Source organism: Bradyrhizobium sp. UFLA05-112, from assembly GCF_053572325.1.
This window is the reverse complement of record NZ_JBANBK010000009.1, coordinates 15,093-37,880: the sequence shown is the minus strand read 5'-3', so window position 1 is coordinate 37,880 and position 22,788 is coordinate 15,093. Positions and strand designations below refer to the sequence as shown.

The 22,788-nt window shown below is 64.8% G+C and carries 26 protein-coding genes; 18 read left to right on the top strand and 8 right to left on the bottom strand.

The features are described 5' to 3' along the window. The first annotated feature begins 86 nt into the window (after positions 1-86). The 3 genes from SO180_RS07495 to SO180_RS07485 all read left to right on the top strand — a co-directional run bounded on the left by SO180_RS07495 (position 87) and on the right by SO180_RS07485 (position 3,390). Positions 87-1,028: a dihydrodipicolinate synthase family protein gene (locus SO180_RS07495; protein WP_449378176.1), complete on the top strand. Its 942-nt coding sequence runs from the start codon at positions 87-89 to the stop codon at positions 1,026-1,028. Positions 1,029-1,312: 284 nt separating this feature from the next. After that, positions 1,313-2,713 (top strand): selenium-binding protein SBP56-related protein, encoded by a 1,401-nt coding sequence (locus tag SO180_RS07490; protein WP_449378175.1) that lies wholly within the window; start codon positions 1,313-1,315, stop codon positions 2,711-2,713. An 83-nt stretch (positions 2,714-2,796) separates the two neighbouring features. Further along, complete coding sequence (locus SO180_RS07485) at positions 2,797-3,390, top strand: hypothetical protein (RefSeq protein ID WP_449378174.1); 594 nt, start codon at positions 2,797-2,799, stop codon at positions 3,388-3,390. A gap of 3 nt (positions 3,391-3,393) precedes the next feature. Here the strand turns inward: SO180_RS07485 and SO180_RS07480 are convergent, their stop codons facing one another. The 3 genes from SO180_RS07480 to SO180_RS07470 are packed head-to-tail and all read right to left on the bottom strand — an operon-like array spanning position 3,394 to position 5,970. Beyond that, positions 3,394-4,092, bottom strand: a complete 699-nt coding sequence (locus SO180_RS07480) for a DUF1045 domain-containing protein (RefSeq protein WP_449378173.1) — start codon at positions 4,090-4,092, stop codon at positions 3,394-3,396. Between the two features lie 19 nt (positions 4,093-4,111). Continuing rightward, on the bottom strand, positions 4,112-5,305 hold the full coding sequence (locus tag SO180_RS07475; protein WP_449378172.1) for an alpha-D-ribose 1-methylphosphonate 5-triphosphate diphosphatase: 1,194 nt from the start codon (positions 5,303-5,305) through the stop codon (positions 4,112-4,114). After that, positions 5,302-5,970, bottom strand: a complete 669-nt coding sequence (locus SO180_RS07470; protein WP_449378171.1) for an LbetaH domain-containing protein — start codon at positions 5,968-5,970, stop codon at positions 5,302-5,304. Before SO180_RS07470 ends, SO180_RS07475 begins: the two co-directional genes overlap by 4 nt. A 174-nt stretch (positions 5,971-6,144) precedes the next feature. On the opposite strand from SO180_RS07470, the gene phnC reads away from it, so the two are divergent. The 4 genes from phnC to phnE (SO180_RS07450) all read left to right on the top strand — a co-directional run bounded on the left by phnC (position 6,145) and on the right by phnE (SO180_RS07450) (position 9,749). Next, on the top strand, positions 6,145-6,954 hold the full coding sequence (gene phnC, locus SO180_RS07465; protein ID WP_449378170.1) for a phosphonate ABC transporter ATP-binding protein: 810 nt from the start codon (positions 6,145-6,147) through the stop codon (positions 6,952-6,954). Positions 6,955-7,006: 52 nt separating this feature from the next. Next, positions 7,007-7,945, top strand: a complete 939-nt coding sequence (gene phnD, locus SO180_RS07460; protein WP_449378169.1) for a phosphonate ABC transporter substrate-binding protein — start codon at positions 7,007-7,009, stop codon at positions 7,943-7,945. Between the two features lie 74 nt (positions 7,946-8,019). Then, positions 8,020-8,904, top strand: a complete 885-nt coding sequence (gene phnE, locus SO180_RS07455) for a phosphonate ABC transporter, permease protein PhnE (RefSeq protein ID WP_449378168.1) — start codon at positions 8,020-8,022, stop codon at positions 8,902-8,904. Then, positions 8,901-9,749: a phosphonate ABC transporter, permease protein PhnE gene (phnE, locus tag SO180_RS07450; protein ID WP_449378167.1), complete on the top strand. Its 849-nt coding sequence runs from the start codon at positions 8,901-8,903 to the stop codon at positions 9,747-9,749. The genes phnE (SO180_RS07455) and phnE (SO180_RS07450) overlap by 4 nt, the downstream gene beginning before the upstream one ends. Before the next feature lie 101 nt (positions 9,750-9,850). On the opposite strand, the gene phnF is transcribed toward phnE (SO180_RS07450), so the two are convergent. Beyond that, positions 9,851-10,579 (bottom strand): phosphonate metabolism transcriptional regulator PhnF, encoded by a 729-nt coding sequence (gene phnF / locus SO180_RS07445; protein ID WP_449378166.1) that lies wholly within the window; start codon positions 10,577-10,579, stop codon positions 9,851-9,853. Positions 10,580-10,738: 159 nt separating this feature from the next. Between phnF and phnG the strand changes: the two genes are divergently transcribed. The 11 genes from phnG (at position 10,739) to SO180_RS07390 (ending at position 19,245) form a co-directional block, all read left to right on the top strand. Then, positions 10,739-11,152, top strand: a complete 414-nt coding sequence (gene phnG, locus SO180_RS07440; RefSeq protein ID WP_449378262.1) for a phosphonate C-P lyase system protein PhnG — start codon at positions 10,739-10,741, stop codon at positions 11,150-11,152. A gap of 4 nt (positions 11,153-11,156) precedes the next feature. Then, positions 11,157-11,768, top strand: coding sequence for a phosphonate C-P lyase system protein PhnH (gene phnH, locus SO180_RS07435; RefSeq protein ID WP_449378165.1), 612 nt, complete (start codon positions 11,157-11,159; stop codon positions 11,766-11,768). 1 nt (position 11,769) lies between these two features. Next, positions 11,770-12,873, top strand: a complete 1,104-nt coding sequence (locus SO180_RS07430; protein WP_449378164.1) for a carbon-phosphorus lyase complex subunit — start codon at positions 11,770-11,772, stop codon at positions 12,871-12,873. Further along, a complete protein-coding gene (locus tag SO180_RS07425) occupies positions 12,870-13,766 on the top strand; it encodes an alpha-D-ribose 1-methylphosphonate 5-phosphate C-P-lyase PhnJ (RefSeq protein ID WP_449378163.1) in 897 nt (298 codons plus the stop codon). Before SO180_RS07430 ends, SO180_RS07425 begins: the two co-directional genes overlap by 4 nt. Further along, on the top strand, positions 13,759-14,553 hold the full coding sequence (gene phnK / locus SO180_RS07420; RefSeq protein ID WP_449378162.1) for a phosphonate C-P lyase system protein PhnK: 795 nt from the start codon (positions 13,759-13,761) through the stop codon (positions 14,551-14,553). The genes SO180_RS07425 and phnK overlap by 8 nt, the downstream gene beginning before the upstream one ends. Before the next feature lie 8 nt (positions 14,554-14,561). Next, positions 14,562-15,260, top strand: a complete 699-nt coding sequence (gene phnL / locus SO180_RS07415; protein ID WP_449378161.1) for a phosphonate C-P lyase system protein PhnL — start codon at positions 14,562-14,564, stop codon at positions 15,258-15,260. An 11-nt stretch (positions 15,261-15,271) separates the two neighbouring features. Beyond that, positions 15,272-16,429 carry an alpha-D-ribose 1-methylphosphonate 5-triphosphate diphosphatase gene (locus SO180_RS07410; protein WP_449378160.1) on the top strand — a complete coding sequence of 386 codons (1,158 nt, stop codon included), beginning with the start codon at positions 15,272-15,274 and terminating at the stop codon, positions 16,427-16,429. Next, a complete protein-coding gene (phnN, locus tag SO180_RS07405) occupies positions 16,426-17,019 on the top strand; it encodes a phosphonate metabolism protein/1,5-bisphosphokinase (PRPP-forming) PhnN (RefSeq protein WP_449378159.1) in 594 nt (197 codons plus the stop codon). Before SO180_RS07410 ends, phnN begins: the two co-directional genes overlap by 4 nt. Before the next feature lie 16 nt (positions 17,020-17,035). After that, positions 17,036-17,647, top strand: coding sequence for a pyridoxamine 5'-phosphate oxidase family protein (locus SO180_RS07400; RefSeq protein WP_449378158.1), 612 nt, complete (start codon positions 17,036-17,038; stop codon positions 17,645-17,647). Positions 17,648-18,057: 410 nt separating this feature from the next. Further along, on the top strand, positions 18,058-18,264 hold the full coding sequence (locus tag SO180_RS07395) for a hypothetical protein (protein WP_449378157.1): 207 nt from the start codon (positions 18,058-18,060) through the stop codon (positions 18,262-18,264). Positions 18,265-18,291: 27 nt separating this feature from the next. Further along, positions 18,292-19,245, top strand: a complete 954-nt coding sequence (locus tag SO180_RS07390) for an aliphatic sulfonate ABC transporter substrate-binding protein (protein WP_449378156.1) — start codon at positions 18,292-18,294, stop codon at positions 19,243-19,245. A 19-nt stretch (positions 19,246-19,264) separates the two neighbouring features. On the opposite strand, the gene SO180_RS07385 is transcribed toward SO180_RS07390, so the two are convergent. The 4 genes from SO180_RS07385 to SO180_RS07370 all read right to left on the bottom strand — a co-directional run bounded on the left by SO180_RS07385 (position 19,265) and on the right by SO180_RS07370 (position 22,736). Then, entirely contained in the window at positions 19,265-19,768 is a 504-nt protein-coding gene (locus SO180_RS07385) for a DUF6496 domain-containing protein (protein ID WP_449378155.1), read from the bottom strand. 70 nt (positions 19,769-19,838) lie between these two features. Further along, positions 19,839-20,621, bottom strand: a complete 783-nt coding sequence (locus SO180_RS07380; RefSeq protein ID WP_449378154.1) for an alpha/beta fold hydrolase — start codon at positions 20,619-20,621, stop codon at positions 19,839-19,841. A gap of 5 nt (positions 20,622-20,626) precedes the next feature. Next, complete coding sequence (locus SO180_RS07375; RefSeq protein ID WP_449378153.1) at positions 20,627-21,922, bottom strand: O-acetylhomoserine aminocarboxypropyltransferase; 1,296 nt, start codon at positions 21,920-21,922, stop codon at positions 20,627-20,629. A gap of 85 nt (positions 21,923-22,007) precedes the next feature. Continuing rightward, entirely contained in the window at positions 22,008-22,736 is a 729-nt protein-coding gene (locus tag SO180_RS07370) for a helix-turn-helix transcriptional regulator (protein ID WP_449378152.1), read from the bottom strand. Between the last annotated feature and the right edge of the window lie 52 nt (positions 22,737-22,788).

The following is a 22,788-nucleotide window of genomic DNA, read 5'->3' as shown; positions in this document are numbered from 1 at the left end:
GCTAAATGGTAGCGGTACCATGCTCGCGCGGCATTGCGGGCGGCCCACCAGAAAGTCGCGGCAAGAAATCCAGGGAGTAAGTTTCGATGTCGGCCACGCCCCAAAGCAAAGCCCAGCGTCCGTATCGGGGCGTCTTTCCCGTCGCCCCCACGATCTTCAACGAGCGTGGGGAGCTCGACCTCGAGGGCCAGCGTCGCTGCATCGATTTCATGATCGATGCCGGCTCGAATGGCATCTGCATCCTCGCCAATTTCTCCGAGCAGTTCGTGTTGACCGACGCCGAGCGCGAGACCGTGATGCATGCCGTGCTGGAGCATGTCGCCGGCCGCGTCCCCGTCATCGTCACCACCACCCATTTCTCCTCGGCCGTGTGCGCGGCGCGCAGCAAGCAGGCGGAGGCCGCCGGCGCCGCCATGGTGATGGTGATGCCGCCTTATCACGGCGCGACCTTCCGCGTACCTGAGAAGGGCATCGTCGAATTCTTCAAGGTGCTGTCGGCGGCGATCGAAATTCCGATCATGATCCAGGACGCGCCGGTCGCGGGCACGCCGCTGTCGGTGGAATTGCTGGCCCGGCTGGCACGGGAGTTTTCCAACATCCGCTATTTCAAGATCGAGGTCCCCGGCGCTGCCGCAAAGCTGCGCGGCCTGATCGAGGCGGGCGGCAAGGATATTGAAGGCCCGTGGGACGGCGAGGAAGCCATCACGCTGATGGCCGATCTCGACGCCGGTGCCACCGGCGCGATGACCGGCGGCGGCTATCCCGACGGCATCCGTCAGATCATCGATCCCTATTTCGCTGGCAAGCGCGAGGAGGCGAAGGCCGCCTATGAGCGCTGGCTGCCGCTGATCAACTACGAGAACCGCCAGTGCGGCCTGATCGCCTGCAAGGCGATGATGCAGGCCGGCGGCGTGATCAAGTCCGACGCCGTGCGCCATCCCCTGCAACCGCTGCACCCGGCCACGCGCGCGGGCCTGCTCGAGCTCGCCAAGGAACGCGACGCGTTGGCGCTGCGCTGGGGGAAGTAGCGAGCCACATATTCCGCTGTCGTCCCCGCCTGCGCGGGGACGACACCGAGCTTGTTGAAGCGGCGGCTGCAGGAACAGTAGGAATCCCTATGCGATAGCCCTGCCGTTTGGGCGAAGCGTCGAATTGGCGCGCTTCGGCCGGTTTCGCGCGACTGTGCGATGACGTAATGTTCCCGGGCCAACCAGGCCCGCGCAGCACCTCGAGACATCGCGCGTCAGCACTTCATTATGCCGTTATCCCGGGCCAGGTTGGCGCAAGCCGACGCAAACAGGGAGGCAGTGCCATGACAATGCGGCCAGATCCGACCTTCCACGCATCGCCAAGACTCGCGATGGAAGCGCCGCCCGAAAATTTCGCTTATACGTTGCTGCTCAGCCCGGATTTCTCCAAGCCCGACGCACTCGCGGTCATCGACGTCAAGCCGGGATCGCCGACCTATAGCAAGATCGTCCACACCGTGACGATGCCGAACAAGGGCGACGAGTTTCATCACTTTGGATGGAATGCCTGCTCATCCGCATTGTCTCCGCTCGCCGGACATGCGTTCATCGAGCGACGCTATCTCATCATTCCCGGCCTGCGCTCATCGCGCATCTACATCATCGACACCAGGCCCGATCCGACCCAAGCTAAGATTCTCAAGATCATCGAGCCGGAGGAAGTCTTCAAGAAAACCGGCTACTCGCGACCACACACCATCCATTGCGGGCCGGACGGCATCTACGTCAGCACGCTCGGCGGCGGCGGCAAGGACGGCACGAGCGGGCCTCCCGGCGTCTTCATCATGGATTGCGAGACGTTCGAGGTGCTCGGTCGCTGGGAGATCGATCGCGGTCCGCAGACGCTGCACTATGACTTCTGGTGGAATCTGCCGCGCGACTACATGGTGACGAGCGAGTGGGGATTGCCGCCGCAATTCGAGAACGGCATCGTTCCCGAAGATCTGCTGTCGAACAAATATGGCCACCGGCTCCATTTCTGGGATCTCCGGGCACGGCGCAACGTCCAGACCATCGATCTCGGTGCGAACCATCAGATGGCGCTGGAGGTGCGGCCCGCGCACGATCCGGTTCGTGAGTACGGCTTTGCCGGCGTGGTGGTCGATACCACCAATTTGGAAGGCTCGATCTGGACCTGGTGGCGCGAAGGCGGAAAATTCCATGCCGAGAAGACCGCGACCATCCCGCCGGAGCCTGCCGCCAAAGAAAAGCTTCCGCCGCTTTTGCAGGGGTTTGGTGCCGTCCCGCCACTGGTGACCGACATCGATCTGTCGATGGACGACAGGTTCCTTTACGTCTCCTGCTGGGGCACCGGCGAGATGCGCCAGTACGACGTCAGCGATCCCCGGAAACCCAAGCTCGCGGGCTCGGTGTACACCGGAGGCATCGTGCGCCGCGCGCCGCATCCGAGCGGCAAGGCATATGCAGGTGGCCCGCAGATGGTCGAGATCAGCCGCGACGGCAAGCGGGTGTACTGGACCAACTCGCTCTACTCGACCTGGGACGACCAGTTCTATCCCGATGGCGTTCCCGGCGTCGAAGTGATGGCCAATGTCGGTCGCAACGGCGGCCTCGAACTCGCGAGCGACTATTTCGTCAGCTTCCCGGACGGCTACCGGGCGCACCAGATCAGACTTGAGGGCGGCGACTGTTCGACGGATTCCTTTTGCTATCCGTCGGCCTAGATTGGGGAGAGGCGAGCCGGACACTTGTCTGGCTCTGGCTCGCTCTTATTGCGAGCGGCATCTATCACGGGCTCAATCCGGGGATGGGATGGCCGCTCGCGGTTTCGGCAGGGCTCATGGAACGAAGCCCGACTGCGCTGTTTGGAGCGCTGGGCGCTCTATCGGCCGGCCATCTGCTGGCGACATTCCTGGTGCTCCTGCCGTTCGCGCTGTTGCTGACCCTGGCCGAATGGCAGCGTCCGATCCAACTCGGCGCGAGCCTCCTCGTGATTGGTTTCGGCATCTTTCGCTTCATCAACAGGCGCCATCCGCGGGCACTGGCGCGGATACCGCCAACGCAGCTGGCGCTGTGGTCGTTTGCCATCGCTCTTGCCCATGGCGCCGCGTTGATGCTGGTGCCGATCTATCTCGGGCTATGCCAGGTCGCGGACCTCGACGTCGGCCACCAAGCAGCCGGCTCCCTCATCACGGCAAATCTTGCGATGGCGGTGTTGGTTTCGCTTGCGCACGTCGTCGCAATGGTCTTCGCGGGTGGTTGCCTTGCGTGGCTGGTCTACCGCTATCTCGGTCTTAAGTTCGTGTCGCGAAGCTGGTTCAATCTGGACGCGGTCTGGGCCGCGAGCCTCATCTTCGTTGGCGCAGCCGCGCTCGCACTCAATCTCGCGAGCTGGCGATGAGCCCTACGTCGCCAATGGCCACTCTCCGATGATGTGAAAGCGTGCCGCTGCGTTTTCCTGTCGGAACAGCGCGATGCGGTCGATGGCGAGCGTCACAAGGCGCAGCTCGGCAAACCGCTTCCGCAGCATCTCGACGATCGGCCCACGCCGCTCCGCATCGAGCCGGCCCGTGAGCGTCATGTGAAAGCGGAATTCTTCCATCACGTAGGGGTAGCCCCAGCGATCGAGATAATCGCGCTGCCGCTCGGGCAGCCTATCCGGGTTGCGCCTCGCGCGATCGTTCGCCGTCAGCGGCGCACGAAACGCATCGAAATCGCGCACGCAATCGGCGGCGAGCTGTGTCAATTCGCCGACGGGCTCGGCCGGGATCACCGCAATGAAGCCGCTGATGGAATCCACGATCGGACGAATCACGGGGATCGGCCGCGGCTTGCCAGCGAACGCTGCGCACGCCGCTACCAGTTCGGCCTCGGTCTTGCCCCCCGCCAGCGCCATCGGCGCCTTCAGCGTGCCGTGAAAACCATATTTGCGGGGATCGGCCGTGACGTCATGCCAATCGGTTGCAAGGTGCAGCGCCTCTGCAGGGAAGGGCGACTCGCGGCCGCCATGGGCATCATAGCCGAGCAGCCCGGCGCCGAAGCGCGATAGCACGCTCTCGGCATCGGCGGCATAGTAGATCGCGTAGCGGGGAAAACCTGTCATCGCCTCAGCTATAGCGGGTTTAGACGGCGGCGACAGCCTCACGCGGCGCCGCGGCTGAGCCCAGCAGGCGCGAGCCATCGGTGAGGTGGACGAGCTTGCCTGCAGCGATCACCGCGACCACCCGCGGCCGCAGCGGCACGGTGTCGTCGACCAGCAGGATGTCGGCGCGCCGTCCTTCCTTGATCGTTCCGCGATCGGACAGGCCCGCGGCCTCTGCCGGAGCTTCCGAGATCAGCTTCCAGGCCTGCGCCAGCGGCAGCACGCCATCGGCCGCGAGCCGGAAGGCGGCGAGCAGTTGCGCCGGATAGTAGTAGTCCGAGGCCAGCACCGAACAGAGTCCCTTGGCGATCATGTCGGAGGCTTTGGTCCAGCCAGTATGGCTGCCGCCGCGCACCACGTTGGGCGCGCCGTAGATGATGGCGTCGCCGGCCTCCGCGGCCGCGCGCGCCGTCTCTTCGTTGACCGGAAATTCGGCGATCGTGGCGCCCATGTCACGATACGCCTTGCGCACCGCCGGTGTCGAATCGTCATGCGAGAGCATCCGTACCTCGGCCGCGCGGGCCGCCGCAGCAAGCCGCGCGGTCGTCGCCGGGACGTCCGCCGCGCGAGCGGCGACGCGACCGACCAGCTCTTCGAAAGCCGTGTCGGACAGTCCGGTCCGGTCAACCAAGCGGCCGCGCTTGTTCGGCTTTGAAAGATCGCGGATGGTCGCAGCCATGTGATCGTTGAAGGCGAACAGATCGATCCGTCCTTCGGCGAGCCATTGGCCGATCTCGTCCTCCGCGTCGAGATTGTAGGTCTCGTGCCGCAGATGGAAGCGGGTATCGGCGGCAAATTGCGGCCGCAAGCGTTCGATCGCCACCAGCAGGCGCCGTGCATTGTCGCCAGAGCGCAGGCCCGGCTCCCACGACCAGGTCGTGCCGTGGAAGACGGTGGTGATGCCGTTGCTGATCACCTGCCGGTCGCTGTCGGCGAGCGCCACGTCGATCGGGAAGTCGACGCCAGGGCGCGGCATCATCTGCCGCTCGAAGGCATCGCCATGCAGGTCGACGATGCCCGGCAAGACCAAAAGACTCCGGGCGTCGATCGCAAGTGGCGCACGTGCGCGGCCGCGATCGATTGCTGCAATTTCCTGCCCGGACAGGACGAGTGAGGTTTCGACGATCTCCGAGCCGATCAGTGCCCGGCCGCCTTCAAGATAAATTTCAGTCACGCGGGGATGCTTCGCTTGCTGGGAGAGGACTGGTTGGCAACGATCCGTGCTTCGTACTTTGCGAGGAAATCTTCAATCCCAAGCTTGCGGAAATCAGGCAAGGCCTCACGCAAGCTTTCGTGATGCCAGTCCCACCAGGCGAGCCTTGCCAGGCGGTCGGCGATCTCGTCGGAGAACCGCCGTCGGACCGGACGGGCCGGATTGCCGGCGACGATGGTGTAGGCGGGGACGTCCTTGGTGACGATGGCGCCTGCGGCTACCACGGCGCCGGTGCCGATATTGCGGCCTGGCAGCACGATCGCGCCATGGCCGATCCAGACATCATGACCGATGTAAACGTGATGCTGGCGCCGCCAGTCGAAGAACTCGGCCTCGTCGCTCTCGCCCGGAAAGTAGGCACTCGCACGATAGGTGAAATGCGCCTGGCTGGCGCGTTGCATCGGGTGATTGCCAGGATTGATACGCGTCATCGCTGCGATCGAGCAGAATTTTCCAATCGTCGTGTAGGTGATCTGCGAATCGTTCACGACGTAGGAATAGTCGCCCATCGTCACCTCGTGCAGGATCGTGCGCGCGCCGACCTCGCAATAGGCGCCGAGCTTGATCTCGTGAAGCTTGGCCGTGGAATCGATGGTCGGTTGGACCGAAAGCGCTTTGGCGACCATGATGCGTCCGTCAACGGGAGAGGGGCGTTCGTCTTCGAGCGCCTTGATGACGATGTCATGACGAAGAGATGACGGGGGATGGCGTGCGTAGCATCGCCGCACTGCCCTGCCCCTGTCACACAAATGTAAAGCGGCGGCGTTAGCGGTTGGGCCCAGCTAGTTGGGAGCTCCTGCATGCTGGTGCTTGAAGGTCTGACGTGCCGCTTCGGCACAAAAGCCGCGGTGGACAGTGCTTCGTTTGAGGTTGCTCCCGGCGGCTTTGTCGGCGTGATCGGCCGCTCGGGCGCCGGCAAGTCGACCTTGCTGCGGACCATCAACCGCCTGGTGACGCCTACGGAGGGGCGCATCCTGTTCGACGGCGTCGACGTCACCGCGCTGCGCGGCAAGGAGCTGCGGCAATGGCGCGCCCGCGCCGCGATGATCTTCCAGCAGTTCAATCTCGTCGGCCGCCTCGACGTGCTCACCAACGTGCTGATGGGCCGCCTTGCCGCGATGCCGGCCTGGCGCTCGCTGACGCAGGCCTGGCTAGAGGAGGACAGGGCGCTGGCGATGTCGGCGCTCGAGCAGTTCGACATGGCCTCGCTCGCGGCGCAGCGCACCGACCAGCTTTCCGGCGGCCAGCAGCAGCGCGTCGCGATCGCTCGCGCACTGGTGCAGCAGCCTGATCTCATCCTCGCCGACGAGCCGATCGCCTCGCTCGACCCGCGCAACACGAAAATCGTGATGGATGCGCTGCTGCGCATCAACAAGCATTTCGGCATCACCGTGATCTGCAACCTGCATTCGCTCGATCTGGCGCGCAGCTATTGCGACCGTCTGATCGGCATGGCGGCGGGCCGCGTGGTGTTCGACGGCGCGCCGTCGGCGCTCACCGAGCACGTCGCGCGTGAGCTCTACGATCTCGAAGCCAGCGAAGTCATGGGTGGCGTGCCACTGCCGGCGCCCGAAGCCGTTCCAGCGCTCGGCAGCGCTGCCGCCGCCTGAGCCCCGACCCAAGTTTTTGCGTTTACCGCGTCCAACCGATCAAGAGGGTATCATGATCACTCGTCGCATCGTACTTGCCGGCGCCGCCGCGCTGGCCTTCACCGTATCTGCGTCTGCCGAAGACTGGAAAGCGAAATATCCGGAGCTGACATTTGCCGTTGTCCCGGCCGAGAACGCCTCGGGCGTCACCGAACGCTGGGCTCCGTTCATGACCTACCTCTCGAAGGAACTCGGCGTAAAGGTCACGCTGCGGATCGCCAATGACTACGCCGCCGTGATCGAAGGTCAGCGTGCCGGCAACATCCAGATCGCAAGTTATGGGTCGGCCTCGTTTGCGCGCGCCCGGCTGACCGGCGTCAAGACGGACGCCTTTGCGAGCGATCTGAACGCGGATGGCGGCACGGGCTATTATTCGGTGTTCTTCGTCAAGGCGAACAGCCCCTACAAGAGCATTGACGAGCTGAAGGGCAAGAACCTCGGCCTGGTCGATCCGAATTCGACCTCAGGCAACAACGTGCCGCGCTTCGAGCTCGACAAGATGGGCATCGCGGATGTCGACACGTATTTCAGCAAGGTCGTCTTCACCGGCAGCCATGAGAATGCGATCCTTGCCTTGGCGCAGGGCACGGTCGATGTTGCCGCCAACCAATGGACCAGCGACGACGATTCCACCCTGGCGCAGATGCTGACCAAGGGCATGCTGAAGAACGCCGACGGCTCGCCGATGAAGAAGGACGATTTCCGCATCATTCACAAGTCGGCGCCGATCATTGGCCCTTCGATGTACGCCTATAGCTCCGACCTCCCCGATGACCTGAAGGCCGCGATCGCCAAGGCATTCTTCGACTCGCCCACCAAGGACAAGGCTGCGTTCGATCGGCTCTCGGACGGCCAGAAAAAGGGTTTTCATCCCGCGACCACCAAGGATTGGGATGGCACGATCGAGCTGATCAAGTTCGTCGACGCGCTACGCAAGAAGAAGGCGTCCTGATATTCGGGACGACGCACTGGAGCCGGGTCAATCGACCCGGCTCTTCTTTATGACCGGCTGGTGATCCCAACCACATGACGATCGCGGTCTCGATCCTCCCCGAGCACCAACTTGCTGCACTGAATGCCGCTTATGGCCAGGCGGTGGCGCGCAAGCGGCTGCGGCTTCTGCTGGGAACGGCGCTGTTCACCGTCGCGCTGCTGATTGCAGCGATCGGGGCCGAGGTGAACGTCCGGACGCTCTTCACCTATTTCGGCAATTTCGTCAGCTATTTCGATCGCATCCTCACGCTCGAAAATGGCCAGCGCGTCTGGACCGACGTCGGTGAATGGCTGTGGGGCTGGCGCAAATGGCTGAAGATGTTGGGTGAGACGCTGCTGATCAGCTATGTCGGCACGCTGATCGGCGCGGTCTGTGCCTTCTGCCTGAATTTTTTCGCCGCGGAGAACACGTCGCCGGCGCCCTGGCTGCGCTTCACGGTTCGCCGCCTGCTCGAATTCGCCCGCACCGTGCCGGGCATCGTGTTTGCGCTGATCTTCGTCATGGCCTTCGGGCTCGGGCCGATGGCCGGCGTGCTGGCGATCGCCATTCACTCAACCGGCGCGCTCGGCAAGCTGTTCGCCGAGATCGTAGAGAATGCCGACATGAAGCCGGTCGAAGGCGTGCGCTCGACCGGCGCGAGCTGGCTCTCGTGCATGCGCTTTGCCGTGCTGCCGCAGGTCTCGGCCGGCTATGTCAGCTACGCGCTGCTGCGCTTCGAGATCAACGTCCGCGAATCCTCGGTGATGGGTTTCGTCGGTGCCGGTGGCGTCGGCCAGGAGCTCGTGGTCGCGATCCGAAAATTCTACTACTCCGACGTCAGCGCGATCCTGCTGATGATCGTGCTCACGATCTTCGTCATCGACATCACGACTGGCTGGTTGCGTGCGCGGCTGTTCGGCAGGGATGCACGGTCATGAAGCAGTTCGAGAAGCCCGACACCGCAGCGCTGCGGACGAAATATCCCGAGGCCTTCGAGCGGCCGGCGGCCGCGCGTCTGGCGATGCCGGCGATGATTGTGGCCGCGCTCGCCGTCTTTATCTTCGGCCTGCAGGATCTCGGCTTCGAACCGGCGAAGTTCATCGCGGGCCTCAAGCAGCTCGGCTGGATCACCATGATGATGATCCCGCCCGATCCCGGAACGTCGTTGCCGCTCTATCTGAAGGCGCTCGGCGAGACGCTGTCGATCGCGCTGCTCGGCACAACGCTGGCCGCAACGCTGGCGCTGCCCGTTTCCCTGCTCGCGGCGCGCAACATCGTGCCGCCGAACATCATCCGCTTTCCGGTGCGCCGCTTCCTCGACTCGATCCGCGGCGTCGATACGCTGATCTGGGCGCTGGTCTGGATCAATGTCGTCGGGCTCGGGCCGTTCGCCGGCGTGCTCGCGATCATGGTCTCGGACTTCGGCGCGCTCGGTAAGTTGTTTTCGGAGGCGATCGAGGCGGCCGACAAGAAGCAGGTCGAGGGCATCAGGGCGTCAGGGGGCAACGCCTTGCATGAGATCCGCTTCGGCCTGATGCCGCAGGTGCTGCCGGTCATCGCCGGCCAGGTGCTCTACTTCATCGAATCGAACACGCGCTCGGCCAGCATCATCGGCATCGTCGGTGCCGGCGGCATCGGGCTTCAGCTCGCCGAGCAGATCCGCGTGCTGGAATGGCAGAAGGTGTCGTTCCTCGTGCTCATGATCCTGGTCGCTGTCGCCGCGATCGATTTCATCTCCGGCAAGCTGCGCTTTGCCATCATCGGCAGGCGGGCTGTGGCATAGAGCGGCTGCTCTCGTAGGGTGGGCAAAGCAAAGCGTGCCCACCGCTTCTGTCGCGACCTCGGAGAGAGGGTGGGCACGGCGCAAGTGCGCCTTTGTCCACCCTACGATTCCACCAAGAACTCCACCCGCTCCGCCGCAAATCGCGAGCGTTTCGTCACCAGCGGCTTGCCGTCCGGATCGAGGTCGGTGGAATCGACCACCAGGATCGGGCGTCCGAGCGCGAGATCGAGCCGCGCGGCGTCGGTCGCGTCGACGATGCCGGCGGTGATCCGGGTCGAGCCGCGGCGGTAGTCGCGGACGCCGTAATGCGCGAGCAGCTTTGTCATCGAGCGTGTGGCGGCGAATACCGCGCCCGCATCAGGAAAGAGTTCGGCTGATAGCCAGGACGTCGAGACGCAGATCGGCGTGCGGTCCGCCAAGCGCACGGATTCGATCCGGACCAGCCGCGCCCCGGTCTTCACGCCGAGCTCCCGCGCGAGCTCCCGGCTCGCCACGTCCTCCGACGCCTCGATCAACTGTCCGCGCGGCTCGCGGCCGCCGGCGCCGACGATCTCCGAGAAGCGCGTACGCGAGCGCAGTGGATAGGCGAGCTTCTGCGCCTCGACATAGGTGCCGCTGCCACGCTCGGCGCGCACCAGGCCGCGCTCGGCAAGGGCCGCCAGCGCGCGCCGCACCGTATGGCGGTTCACACGATAGGTCTCGGCGATCTCCATCTCGCCCGGCAGCTTCTCGCCGGCCGCGAAGCGGCCGTCGGCGATGCCGCGCTCGATGCCGTCGGCGACCAGGCGCCACAGCGCGACGCCGGAAGAGGCGGTGTCCTGAAGGCTCATAATGGGGAACAGCCTATCCCGAAAATCATACGGTTGTCACGAAACAGTCATGGCGCTTCCTTATCAAGTTGTCTATTATCATAGACAACTTGAATTCGGCAAGCCTGGTGGAATGACGTGACCCCGCAAGACAGCCTCACGACGCGGCGCAAGGCGGCGATGGCCGTGCTGGCGCACGCCGAACCCGGCGACATCGCCGAGCGTCTCAGCACAATCGCGCTGCCGCAACACGACGACCTGCGCGCGCCAGAGAACGGCCTGGTGATGCTGCGCGGCCGCGTCGGTGGCGACGGTGCGCCGTTCAACCTGGGCGAAGCCACCGTGTCGCGCGCCGCGGTGCGGCTTGCGAGCGGCGAGGTCGGTTTCGGCTATACGCTCGGCCGCGACGGTGAGAAGGCCAGGCTGATCGCGCTCTGCGACGCGCTCGTGCAGTCGGTAGAATTTGGTGCCCTCGTCGAACGTGAGGTCGTCGCGCCGCTGCGCGCGGACCTGCACGCGCGGCAGGCGCAGCGCGGCGCGCAGACGGCCGCAACGAAGGTTGATTTCTACACCATGGTGCGCGGTGAGGGGTGAGGCCATGACCACGATTGCGGAGCTGCCGCCGGGTTTCGCCGACAAGGTGTTGTCGGCGCAATCGACCTTTCGTTCGGTCATGGACGCGATGGCGCGGCCGGGCTCGGTCCAGCGCATCGTGCCGGTCGCAGGCACGCCCGGTCCCATGATGCGCGGGACCGCGGCGATCGCGCTCACATTGTTCGACCACGATACGCCGCTCTGGCTCGATGCGCGAATGTCGGAGAACTCCGACGTCCCAAAATGGCTGAAATTCCATACCGGCGCGCCGGTGATCCAGGATGCTTCGGTCGCGAGCTTTGCGCTGATCGCCGACGGTGCCATGCTTCCTTCACTCGAGCGATTTGCGCTCGGAAGTAACGAATATCCGGATCGCTCGACCACGGTGATCCTGCAAGTGGAGAGCCTCGACGCAGGGGGCGCCTTCGAGCTTCGTGGCCCGGGTATCGACGGCGTGACGACGCTTCACGTAGCAATCAGGCCGGCCGACCTCTTCGTGCGCCTACGCATCAACGAGGCGCCGTTTCCGCGTGGCATCGACGTGGTGTTGGTCGCCGACGACGCCGTGGTTGCGATCCCCCGTACCACGTGTGTCGCGAACAAGGGGAGCCAGTAGCATGTATGTCGCAGTCAAAGGTGGCGAACGTGCCATCGAGAACGCCCATCGCCTGCTCGCGCATGCGCGGCGTGGCGACCAGAGCGTACCCGAAATTTCGCTCGACCAGATTTCCGAGCAGCTCGGTCTTGCCGTCGATCGCGTCATGAGCGAAGGCTCGCTCTATGACCGCGAGCTTGCGGCGCTCGCCATCAAGCAGGCGCGCGGCGATCTGATCGAGGCAATCTTTTTGGTCCGCGCCTTTCGTGCCACCCTGCCGCGCCTTGGCGCAAGCGAGCCGGTCGATACCGGTGCCATGCGGGTGCAGCGGCGGGTGTCTTCGACCTTCAAGGATATTCCGGGCGGCCAGATTCTCGGGCCGACCTTCGACTACACGCACCGCCTGCTCGATCCGACGCTCGCCGAGGGATTTGTGCCCGAGGCGCCGGCGACGGCAGAGGCGTCGACCGCGGCCACGCCGCGCGTGACGGACATCCTGGGCCGCGACGGGCTGATCGAGGCCTCGCCGCAAGCTGAAGACGGCGCGAGCGTCGGGGATCTCACGCGCGAGCCGCTGAATTTTCCGGCCGACCGCGACCTGCGCCTGCAGAATCTCGCGCGTGGCGACGAAGGTTTTCTGCTGGCGATGGGCTACTCGACGCAGCGCGGCTACGGCCGTAACCATCCCTTCGCCGGCGAGATTCGCTTTGGCGAGGTCGAGGTCGATTTCTTCGCCGAGGACGTCGGTTTTGCCGTGCCGCTCGGCGCCATCGAGCTCACCGAATGCCAGATGGTCAACCAATTCAAGGGCTCGGCCACGGAAGCGCCGTGCTTCACCCGCGGCTATGGCCTCGCCTTCGGCCAGAGCGAGCGCAAGACCATGTCGATGGCGCTGGTCGATCGCGCGCTTCGCGCACGCGATCTCGGCGAGGAGGTGCTTGCGCCCGCGCAGGACGAGGAATTCGTGATGTCGCATTCCGACAACGTCCAGGCGACTGGCTTCGTCGAGCATCTAAAGCTGCCTCATTATGTCGACTTCCAGTCCGAGCTCGGCTTGCTGCGCAAGCTGCGGCAGGAATTTGCCGAGGCCAATGACGTCGAGGCGATGAAGGAGGCTGCGGAATGAACGCGCCTGCCTACAACTTCGCCTATCTCGACGAGCAGACCAAGCGGATGATCCGCCGCGCGATTCTGAAGGCCATTGCGATACCCGGCTATCAGGTCCCGTTCGCCAGCCGCGAAATGCCGATGCCCTATGGCTGGGGCACCGGCGGCGTGCAGGTCACGGCCGCGATTCTCGGACCGGATGACGTGCTGAAGGTGATCGATCAGGGCTCCGACGACACCACCAACGCGATCTCGATCCGGAAATTCTTCGCCAAGACCGCCGGCGTCGCCACGACGACCGCGACGGAAGTGGCAACCGTGATCCAGACTCGTCACCGCATCCCGGAGACGGCGCTCGGGCCGAACCAGGTGCTCGTCTATCAGGTGCCGATCCCCGAACCCCTGCGCTTCCTCGAGCCACGCGAGACCGAGACGCGCCGCATGCATGCGCTCGCCGAATACGGCCTGATGCACGTCAAGCTCTATGAGGACATCGCGCGGTTCGGACATATCGCGACCGCCTACGCCTATCCGGTGAAGGTGAACGCGCGCTACGTGATGGACCCGTCACCGACGCCGAAATTCGACAATCCCAAGATGGACAATTGCCCGGCGCTGCAGCTCTTTGGCGCCGGTCGCGAAAAGCGCATCTATGCGATCCCGCCTTACACCCAGGTGGTGTCGCTCGATTTCGAGGATCATCCGTTCGAGCCCTATCGCTTCAACGCGCCCTGCGCGCTGTGCGGCGCCGAGAATTCGTATCTCGACGAGATCGTCACCGACGACAAGGGCGGCCGCATGTTCGTGTGCTCCGACACCGATTTCTGCGAGGAACGTCAGGCAGCCGGCCATCACGGCAGCCTGAGCGCCGCGCCGTACAAGGAGAAGGCGCAGGGGGAATCAAATGGCTGAGCCTGTGCCTGAGAACGATCAGCCGCTGCTGGTCGCGGAAGCCTTGAGCAAATCCTACGGCAAAATCGCGGCCTGTCGCGACGTCTCCTTCGCGCTCTATCCCGGCGAGGTGCTGGCGATCGTCGGCGAATCCGGCTCCGGCAAGTCGACGCTGCTCCAGCTCCTGTCGGGCCAGCTGTCCGCGAGCGGTGGGCGCGTCGCCTACCGGATGCGCGATGGCGTGACACGCGATCTTGCAACGCTGGGCGAGGCCGAGCGGCGTTTCCTGTTCCGCACCGATTGGGGCTTTGTGCACCAGGATCCCGCGCAGGGCCTGCGCATGGCGGTCTCCGCCGGCGCCAATGTCGGCGAACGACTGATGGCCGTAGGATGGAATCACTACGGCCGCATCCGCGACACCGCCTCGAGCTGGCTGGAGCGCGTCGAGATCGACGTCGCACGGATCGACGATGCACCGCGCACCTATTCCGGCGGCATGCGCCAGCGCCTCCAGATCGCCCGTAACCTCGTCACCGAGCCGCGCCTCGTCTTCATGGACGAGCCGACCGGCGGCCTCGATGTCTCCGTGCAGGCCCGCCTGCTCGACCTCTTGCGCAACCTGGTTGCCGAATTGCATCTCGCCGTCATCATCGTCACCCACGATCTCGCGGTGGCACGGCTGCTGTCGCATCGCGTGATGGTAATGAAGGGCGGACGGGTCATCGAGACTGGCCTGACCGACCTGGTGCTCGACGACCCGCGCGAGCCCTATACTCAACTTCTCGTCTCCTCGATTCTGCCGCCATGAGCCGCCCGATGACCGCCATGATCGACGTCGCCAACGCGCAAAAGACATTTACGATGCACCTTCAGGGTGGCGTCGAGCTCCCTGTCGTGCGAGGCGTGACGTTCCACGTCAATCCCGGCGAATGCGTCGTGCTCTCCGGTCCGTCGGGCGCGGGCAAGTCGTCGATCCTGAAAATGATCTTCGGCAATTATCGCTGCGACGGCGGCCGCATCGGCATCCGCCATCGAGGTAACCTGATCGATCTTGCCAGCGCCGAGCCGCGTCAGATCCTCAACGTCAGGCGTGACACGATCGGCTACGTTAGCCAGTTCCTCCGCGCGGTGCCGCGAGTCGCGACCATCGATGTCGTCGCCGAGCCGCTGATCGCGAGCGGCGTGGCGCGACCCGAGGCACGACAGCGCGCGGGCGCTCTTTTGCATCGCCTCAACATCCCCGAGCGACTCTGGCAGCTTCCGCCCGCCACCTTCTCCGGCGGCGAGCAGCAGCGCGTCAACATCGCGCGTGGCTTCATTCCGGAGCTGCCGATCCTGCTGCTCGACGAGCCGACCGCCTCGCTCGATGCCGCCAACCGCGCCGTTGTCGTCGAGCTGATCGCAGGGAAGAAGCGCAGGGGCACAGCCATGGTCGCGATCGTCCATGACGACGAGATACGCCATCTGATCGCCGACCGTATCGTCGACGTCACCAGTTTTGCCGCCGCGGCCTGAAGGATTTGGAAATGAACGCGAAGCCGAATGAAACCGTGATCGCCAACGCCAGGATCGTGCTGGCTGATGGCGTGATCGAGCAGGGCTGGATCGCTCTTGCGAACGGGCGCATTGCCGAGATCGGCGAGAGCGGGGCGCCCGCGGGCGCCGAGGACGCCGGCGGCGACCTGATTGCGCCGGGCCTGATCGAGCTGCATACCGATCATCTCGAAGCGCACTACGTGCCAAGGCCAAAGGTGTTCTGGGATCCCGTCGCCGCCGTCATCTCCTATGACGGGCAGCTTGCGACGTCAGGCATCACCACGGTACTCGATTCGCTGCGGGTCTGGCGCGAGGACGGCGCGGAGGAGGTCGACGGCCGTGCCGGCACGCTCGCCGCTGCGATCTCCGCGGCGCGCCAGAGCAATCTCCTGCGCGCCGATCACTTCCTGCATCTGCGCTGCGAGATTCCGATGCCGAGCGTCGTCGAGGAGGCCAAGGAGCTGATCGGTCGTCCCGACGTGCGGTTGATGTCGCTGATGGACCACACGCCCGGCCAGCGCCAGTTTCGCGACGAGGTCAAGCTGCGCGACTACTACCGCGGCAAGGGTGGTGGCATGACCGACGCCCAGCTCGACGAGCTCTTTGCCAGACGCTTCACCTACCAGCAGACCTATGCCGCGACGAACATGCGAGAGATCGTGGCGCTTGCGCAGGAACACAAAATTCCGCTGGCGAGCCACGACGACACCACCGAGGAGAACGTCACCGATGCGATCCGCGACGGGGTCGCTGTCGCGGAGTTTCCGACCACGGTGGAAGCTGCGCGCGGCCTGCACGCAGCCGGCATCGACATTTTGATGGGCGCGCCAAATGTGGTGCGCGGCGGCTCGCATTCGGGCAACATCGCCGCCATCGATCTCGCGCGCGAGGGGCTCCTGGACATCCTGTCATCTGACTACATTCCGTCGAGCCTCTTGATGGCCGCGCTGCAACTGCCGCAGCATGTGCCGGCGATCAGCCTCCCGGCCGCAATCCGCACGGTGACGAAGGCACCGGCGGAGGCCGTCGGGCTCACCGATCGCGGCGAGATCGCGGTCGGCAAGCGCGCCGACTTGATCCGCGTCCACGTTGCAGGCAGCGTTCCCGTCGTTCGCAGCGTCTGGCGGGAAGGAGGGCGCGTCGCATGAGCGAGAGCCTGTCGATTGCACCACAGGAGACCGCGATCGGCCCTGGACGCCTGGTTTTGGTCGTTGGTCCGAGCGGTGCCGGCAAGGATACGCTGCTTGGTCTTGCCAAAGCCGCCCTCACTGAAGCTCACGATGTGGTCTTTCCGCGCCGGATCGTGACGCGGGAGGCGTCTGCTGCCGAGGACAATGTGTCCGCGACTCCGGACGAATTTCGCCGCGGGCTGGACCACGGGGATTTCGCTGCGCATTGGGAGGCACATGGCCTCTCATACGCCCTGCCGGTCGATATCAACGACGATATCCGCGCAGGCCGCACGGTCGTCGTCAATGTCTCGCGCACGGTGATCGACGCGCTGCGCCAGGCCTATGCCAACGTCGTGGTGGTCGCGATCACGGCGCCGCCGGACGTCCTTGCCCAGCGTCTCGCCGCGCGGGCGCGACGCAGCGACGGCAACATTACGGAGCGACTCAGCCGCAACGTCGATGACGCTGCGGCGCATGCCGACGTCACGATCGTCAACGCCGGCAGCGCTGATTATCATGGCCGGCAGCTTGTCCGCGTGATCCGCAACGAATGCTGGCGCGAATAGCAAAGGAGCAGGTGGAATGACGGTGATTACGACGGTCGAAGAGCTCGAAGCCATTTATGGCGCCACCAACGACGCCTCGACCGTGAAGGTCGCCGATCACGTCACCCCGCTCTATCGCGTCTTCATCGAGACATCGCCCTTTGCCGCGCTGGCCACCATTGGCCCCGAGGGCATCGATTGCTCGCCGCGCGGCGATCTGCCCGGCTTCGTGCGCATTCATGACCCGAAGACGCTGATGCTGCCGGACCGCCGCGGCAACAACCGCATCGATTCCCTGCGCAACATCGTCCGCGATTCGCGCGTCTCGCTGATGTTCCTGATCCCCGGCTCCGGCAACGCGATCCGCGTCAATGGGCGGGCCCACATCTCGGTCGATCCCGATCTGCTGGCCTCCTTCAAGGTCGATGGCAAGGCGCCGCGCAGCGTCATGGTGATGACCATCGACGAGCTCTATTTTCAGTGCGCCCGCGCCATCGTCCGCTCCGATCTCTGGAATCCCGACAAGCGGGTCGATCCCAAGTCCTTGCCGACGCCCGGTCAGATCCTCGCCGAAATGAGCGAGAACAAGGTCGGCGGCGAAGAGTACGACCGCGCCTGGCCCGCGCGCGCGGCCGCGACGATGTGGTGATTCCTTTCCTACTCGTGGAAGCTCCCGTCACCCGGAGTTCAAGCTGCGCTTGAATTCCGACCTCTCCCCGCAAGCGGGACGAGGTGACGCCGCGGCGAGATGATTCCGTTTGCTGGTGCTGATGCGCAGAGAAGCGGCCGCACGCCGCCGCGCGAAATATGGATAGCCATTTCATTGACCGATCGGGTCAATCGCCCGATATTCCGAGCATCGAAACTGCTCCATGAGCCGAAAGCCCATAATGAGAACGACTGACCAGCGAGTTCAAGGCGACATGCGCAAGGGCATGACGCATCGCTGTTTCTCTGCGGCGACCGGCCCCTGTTGTTGCTGCTGACCGTCGCTTCAGCACGCCCTCTTCACAAAATTTCAAGGACAGGAACGCCGACGTCCTCGGCGAACGAGCAGCCATGACCCAAGCCTACATCATTGAAGTCCACGACCGCACCGCCGGCATCATCGCGCGCGATGAGCGCGGCTTTCGCTTCTTCTCCTCCGAGCGGCTGTTCGACAGCCTCGAAGGCCGCCAGTTCCGTTCGGCCCGCGATGCCGAGCGCGCCGCACGCGCCGTATTCACCGAGCGGCGCCATCTTATCAATCAATCGCTCTTCGTCTGAAGCGGCGACGACCAGGAATCATCTGCCATGATCACACGACGATACGTCCTGACTGCTGCGTTGGTCCTCGCGACTGCGCTGGCGGCTCCCGCGCGCGCCGAAGACAAGCCGACCGAAATCCGCATCGGCACGCAGAAGGGCGGCTTCTTTCCGGCGATCCGCCAGCGTCACACGATCGAGGATACCTTCAAGCCGCTGGGCATCGAGATCAAATGGGTCGACTTCCAGTTCGGTCCGCCTCTGCTGGAAGCCATCAATGTCGGCAGCGTCGATTTCGGCTTTGTCGGCGACACCCCGCCGATCTTCGCGCAGGCCGGCGGCGCCAAGATCCGCTATGTCGCCGCGGTGACGTCTGACGGCACTTCGCAGGCGATCATCGTGCCGAAGGATTCGCCGATCCATTCGCTCTCCGACCTCAAGGGGAAGCGCGTCGCCTTCGGCAAGGGATCGAGTGCGCATAATCTTCTGGTTGCGTCACTCGAGAAAGCCGGCCTCACCTGGAGCGACATCACGCCGGCGCCGCTCGCGCCGGCCGATGCGACAGTGGCGTTCGTCAAGGGCGCGGTCGATGCCTGGTCGATCTGGGACCCGTATTTCGCGCTTGCCGAGCTGAAGGAGAACGCGCGCGTGATTGCGCTCGACAAGGACATCGGCAAGCCGAACGCCTTCTACATCGCTGGCTCCGACTTCGTCGAAAAATATCCGTCGCTGGTCGGAAAGCTCAATGCGACGTTTGCGGCCGAGGGGGCTTGGGCCGAAAGCCACCACGAGGAAGTTGCGAAAGCGCAGACCGAGGCTACCGGCGTGGACATCGAGGCGGTCAGGCGCTTCGTCGGCCGCTCGAATTATCGTGTCGTGCCGCTAGATGCGGAGGTGATCAGGAGCCAACAGGCGGTCGCCGACCGCTTCGCAAAGCTCGGTCTGATCCCGAAACCGGTCAACGTCACCGATATCGTCTGGAAGTGGAATTCGGGTTCCTGAACCCGAACGTCCGCGTCCCTCAGCTCCGGTGGCGCGCCCTTGTGCGTGCCGCCTTCTTTGCGGCGGCGGAGCGAGCCTTCGCGCCCTTGGTGCGGCTCGCCTTGCGCGCGGCTGCCGAACGTGACGCTGCACTGCGTCGGCTCGCGGCGCGCTTGGCCTGCTTCGAGAGCGAGCGGTGTGAAGCGGTCGAGCGCGGCTCCTTCTTCAGCACATTCTCCACGGCGCGTGAAACGCGTGGCCGGCGCTTCGGATGCCGTTTGCCCTGGCCGGCCTCATAGGCATATTTGGCGCTGCGGCGCGTCGCCTTCTTTGTACGTCCCTTGCGGGGCGGCGGCAGGTCGACGCCGGCGCGTCGCGCCTCCGAAAGACCGATGGCGATGGCCTGGCGCGTCGAACGCGCGCCATGCTTGCCCTTGCGGATCTTGTCGATCTCGTCCTTCACGAATTCGCCGGCCTGCGTGCTTGGCGATTTGCCTTCGCGTTTGTCCTGCCTGGCTTTGCGAATGATTTCTTGTCTTGGCATGGGTCAAGTTCCCTTCGGCATTGACGAGGGCTTCCTGACCGCAACGCGCAGAATGGCAGATTGATCCTCTTTAGCCCTTCAACGCCGCCAGCAGCTCGTCGGGGCGCTCGGCCATGATCATGTGGCCCGCGCCCGGCACCACGACGGTCTTCGCATGCGCCATTGCGGCGGCCAGCGCCTTGCCGGCTTTCGCTGGCGTCATCATGTCCCGTTCGCCGAGGATGACCGTCGCCGGCACCTTCACGGTCGCGGCAGCGGCGAGCGCATTCGTGTAGGAATTGCAGGCGGACAAATCCTTGAACAGCACGCCCGGCTCGCAGTGTTTCAACACGGCCTGCGCGCCGCCATGCATCCACAGGCCCGGTGCGAGGCTGCCGCCGAGCTCGGCCTTGAAGCCGAGGCCCCAGATCGAAACCATGTCGATGGCGTCCTGGTCGTTGCCCTCTGCCGCCTTCAACAGGTCAGGCCCGACCGTCATGGTTGCGGCCGTGCCGATCAGGCTCAGCGCCGAGACCTTGTCGGCGTGGCGCGCCGCGGTCTCCACTGCGATCAGGGATCCCATCGAATGGCCGATCAGATGCGCCTTCGCAACGCCGGCCGCGCCGAGCAGGGCGGCGGTCCAGTCGGCCATCTCGGCAATGCTGTTGAGCGAAGGGCCTGCGGAGCGGCCGTGGCCGGGCAGGTCGGGGGCCAGCACGGAATAGCCGTGATGGGCGAACCACCGCGTATGCAAGGCCCAGGTCGAGTGATCAAAACCCGCGCCGTGGATGAACAGCACGGTCGGCAGCGACTTGTCGAATTCGCGGCCGCCGGTTGCGACAAACACCTCGGCGCCGTTGACGGAGAGCTTCATGGCTTTCAGACCTTTTGCGAGATGCGTAGCGCTTGGGCGAGATCGTCGATGATGTCGGAGGCCGTCTCGATGCCGACCGACAGCCGCACCAGCTCTTCCCCGATGCCGGCCGCCTTGAGCTGCTCGGCATCCATCTGCTGATGCGTGGTGCTCGCGGGATGGATCACCAGCGTCTTGGCATCGCCGACATTGGCGAGGTGGCTGATCATGCGCAGCGCCTCGATGAACTTGCGTCCCGCTGCGCGGCCACCCCTGATGCCGAAGGAAACGATCGAGCCGGCGCCGCGCGGCAGTAGTTGCTTGGCGAGGTGATAGTCCGGGTGGGTCTCCAGTGAGGGATGCAGCACCCAGTCGACGGCCTTGCTGGACTTCAGTGCGTCCAGCACGGCGTGCGTGTTCTCCATGTGGCGGTCCATGCGAACGGGCAGTGTCTCGACGCCCTGCAGGAGCTGGAATGCGTTGGTCGGCGACATGCAGGCGCCGAAATCGCGCAGGCCTTCCGTGCGCGCACGCATGATGAAGGCGGCCGTGCCGAACTGCTCGTCGAAGACCATGCCGTGATAGCCGGCATAGGGCTCGGTGAGCACGGCGAACTTGCCCGATCCGCGCCAGTCGAAGCGGCCGCCATCGATGACGGCGCCGCCGATCGCGATGCCATGGCCGCCGATCCACTTGGTCGCCGAATGCATCACGATGTCGGCGCCAAGCTCGATGGGACGGCTGAGATAGGGCGTGGCAAAGGTGTTGTCGATCAGGAGCGGAATTTTCGCATCATGCGCGATATCGGCGACCTTCGGGATATCAAGCACCTCCAGCCCCGGATTGCCGATGGTCTCGCCGATCACGAGCTTGGTGTTCGGCCTGATCGCGGCACGGAACGCATCGTGGTCGCGCGGCTTCACGAATGTCGTGGTGATGCCGAAGCGCGGCAGCGTGTGTGCGAGCAGGTTGATTGTGCCGCCATAGAGCGAACTCGAAGCCACGATGTGGTCGCCGGCATTGAGAAGTGTGGCGATGGCCAGATGCATCGCCGCCTGGCCGCTGGCGGTGCAGATCGCGCCGACCCCGCCGTCCAGCGCCGCAAGCCGCTCCTCCAGCACGCTCGTGGTCGGATTCGAGATGCGCGTGTAGATGTGTCCGGCGCGCTCCAGATTGAACAGCGCCGCCGCATGATCCGTATCCTGGAACACGTAGGACGTGGTCTGATAGATCGGCACCGCGCGAGCGCCGGTCGCCGGATCCGGATGCTGGCCCGCATGCAGGCTCAGGGTTTCGAAGGCAGGCGGCTTGGGTGCGGGCATGCTTGGCCTCGTTTGTCGGGTCGGCGGGGATAGCCGTTGTGCCACAAAACGGCGTGCTGCGTCAGCCTGTCGTTGACTGGGGCGATTACGGCGAGATGATGCGGTCGCGCATCGCGATCATCACGGCCTGCGTGCGGGTCACTGCGCCGAGCTTTTCGCAGCAGCTCTTGATGTGGGCCTTCACCGTACGTCCGGTGATGCTCAGGGCATCGGCGATCTCGTCGGTGGATCGGCCAAGCGCAGCGTGTGTCAGCACCTCGCGCTCGCGCAGTGACAGTGCAAGCTGCGGAACGTCAGGCCGGCCGCGCAGCCGCAGCGCCCGGTCGAAGGCGTAAAGCGCCATGAGGTGGAGCGCGGGCAGTTCGCGTTCCGGCAGTTCGATCGCGGCGCCGCCGAAATAGACCTGCCCCATGCGGCCGGTGGGCGAGGCGACCGGGATCATGAAGCCGTCCACCATTCCGAAGTCGCGGACGCGCCGTACCAGCTCGGCGGCGCGCGGCTCCCGCTCCGGATCATAGGGCGCCTCCCTGAACCAGCGGAACGGCCGCACGGTCGCCTTGCAATGGCGCAGCGCCGGATCGTTCCACACGTACCGCCCCTCCGAATACATATCCAGGAAGCCGGCCGGCAACCGTTCGGCAAGAATGGCCTCGCGCGCAGGCTCCGTCGACAGCGGGGCAATGTAGGCGCAACAGAAATACTCGAAGCCGTGCTGGTCAAGCACACGCCCCATCGCGTCGAGAACGCTGGCTGCGTCGAGAAGCGTCCCGACCTTCTCGACGAATTCGAACGCGCGACTGCGGATCACGTCCATCCAGCATCCTCCGAGTGGACTTTGGCAGATCATCGTTGCGCGACCCGGCCCA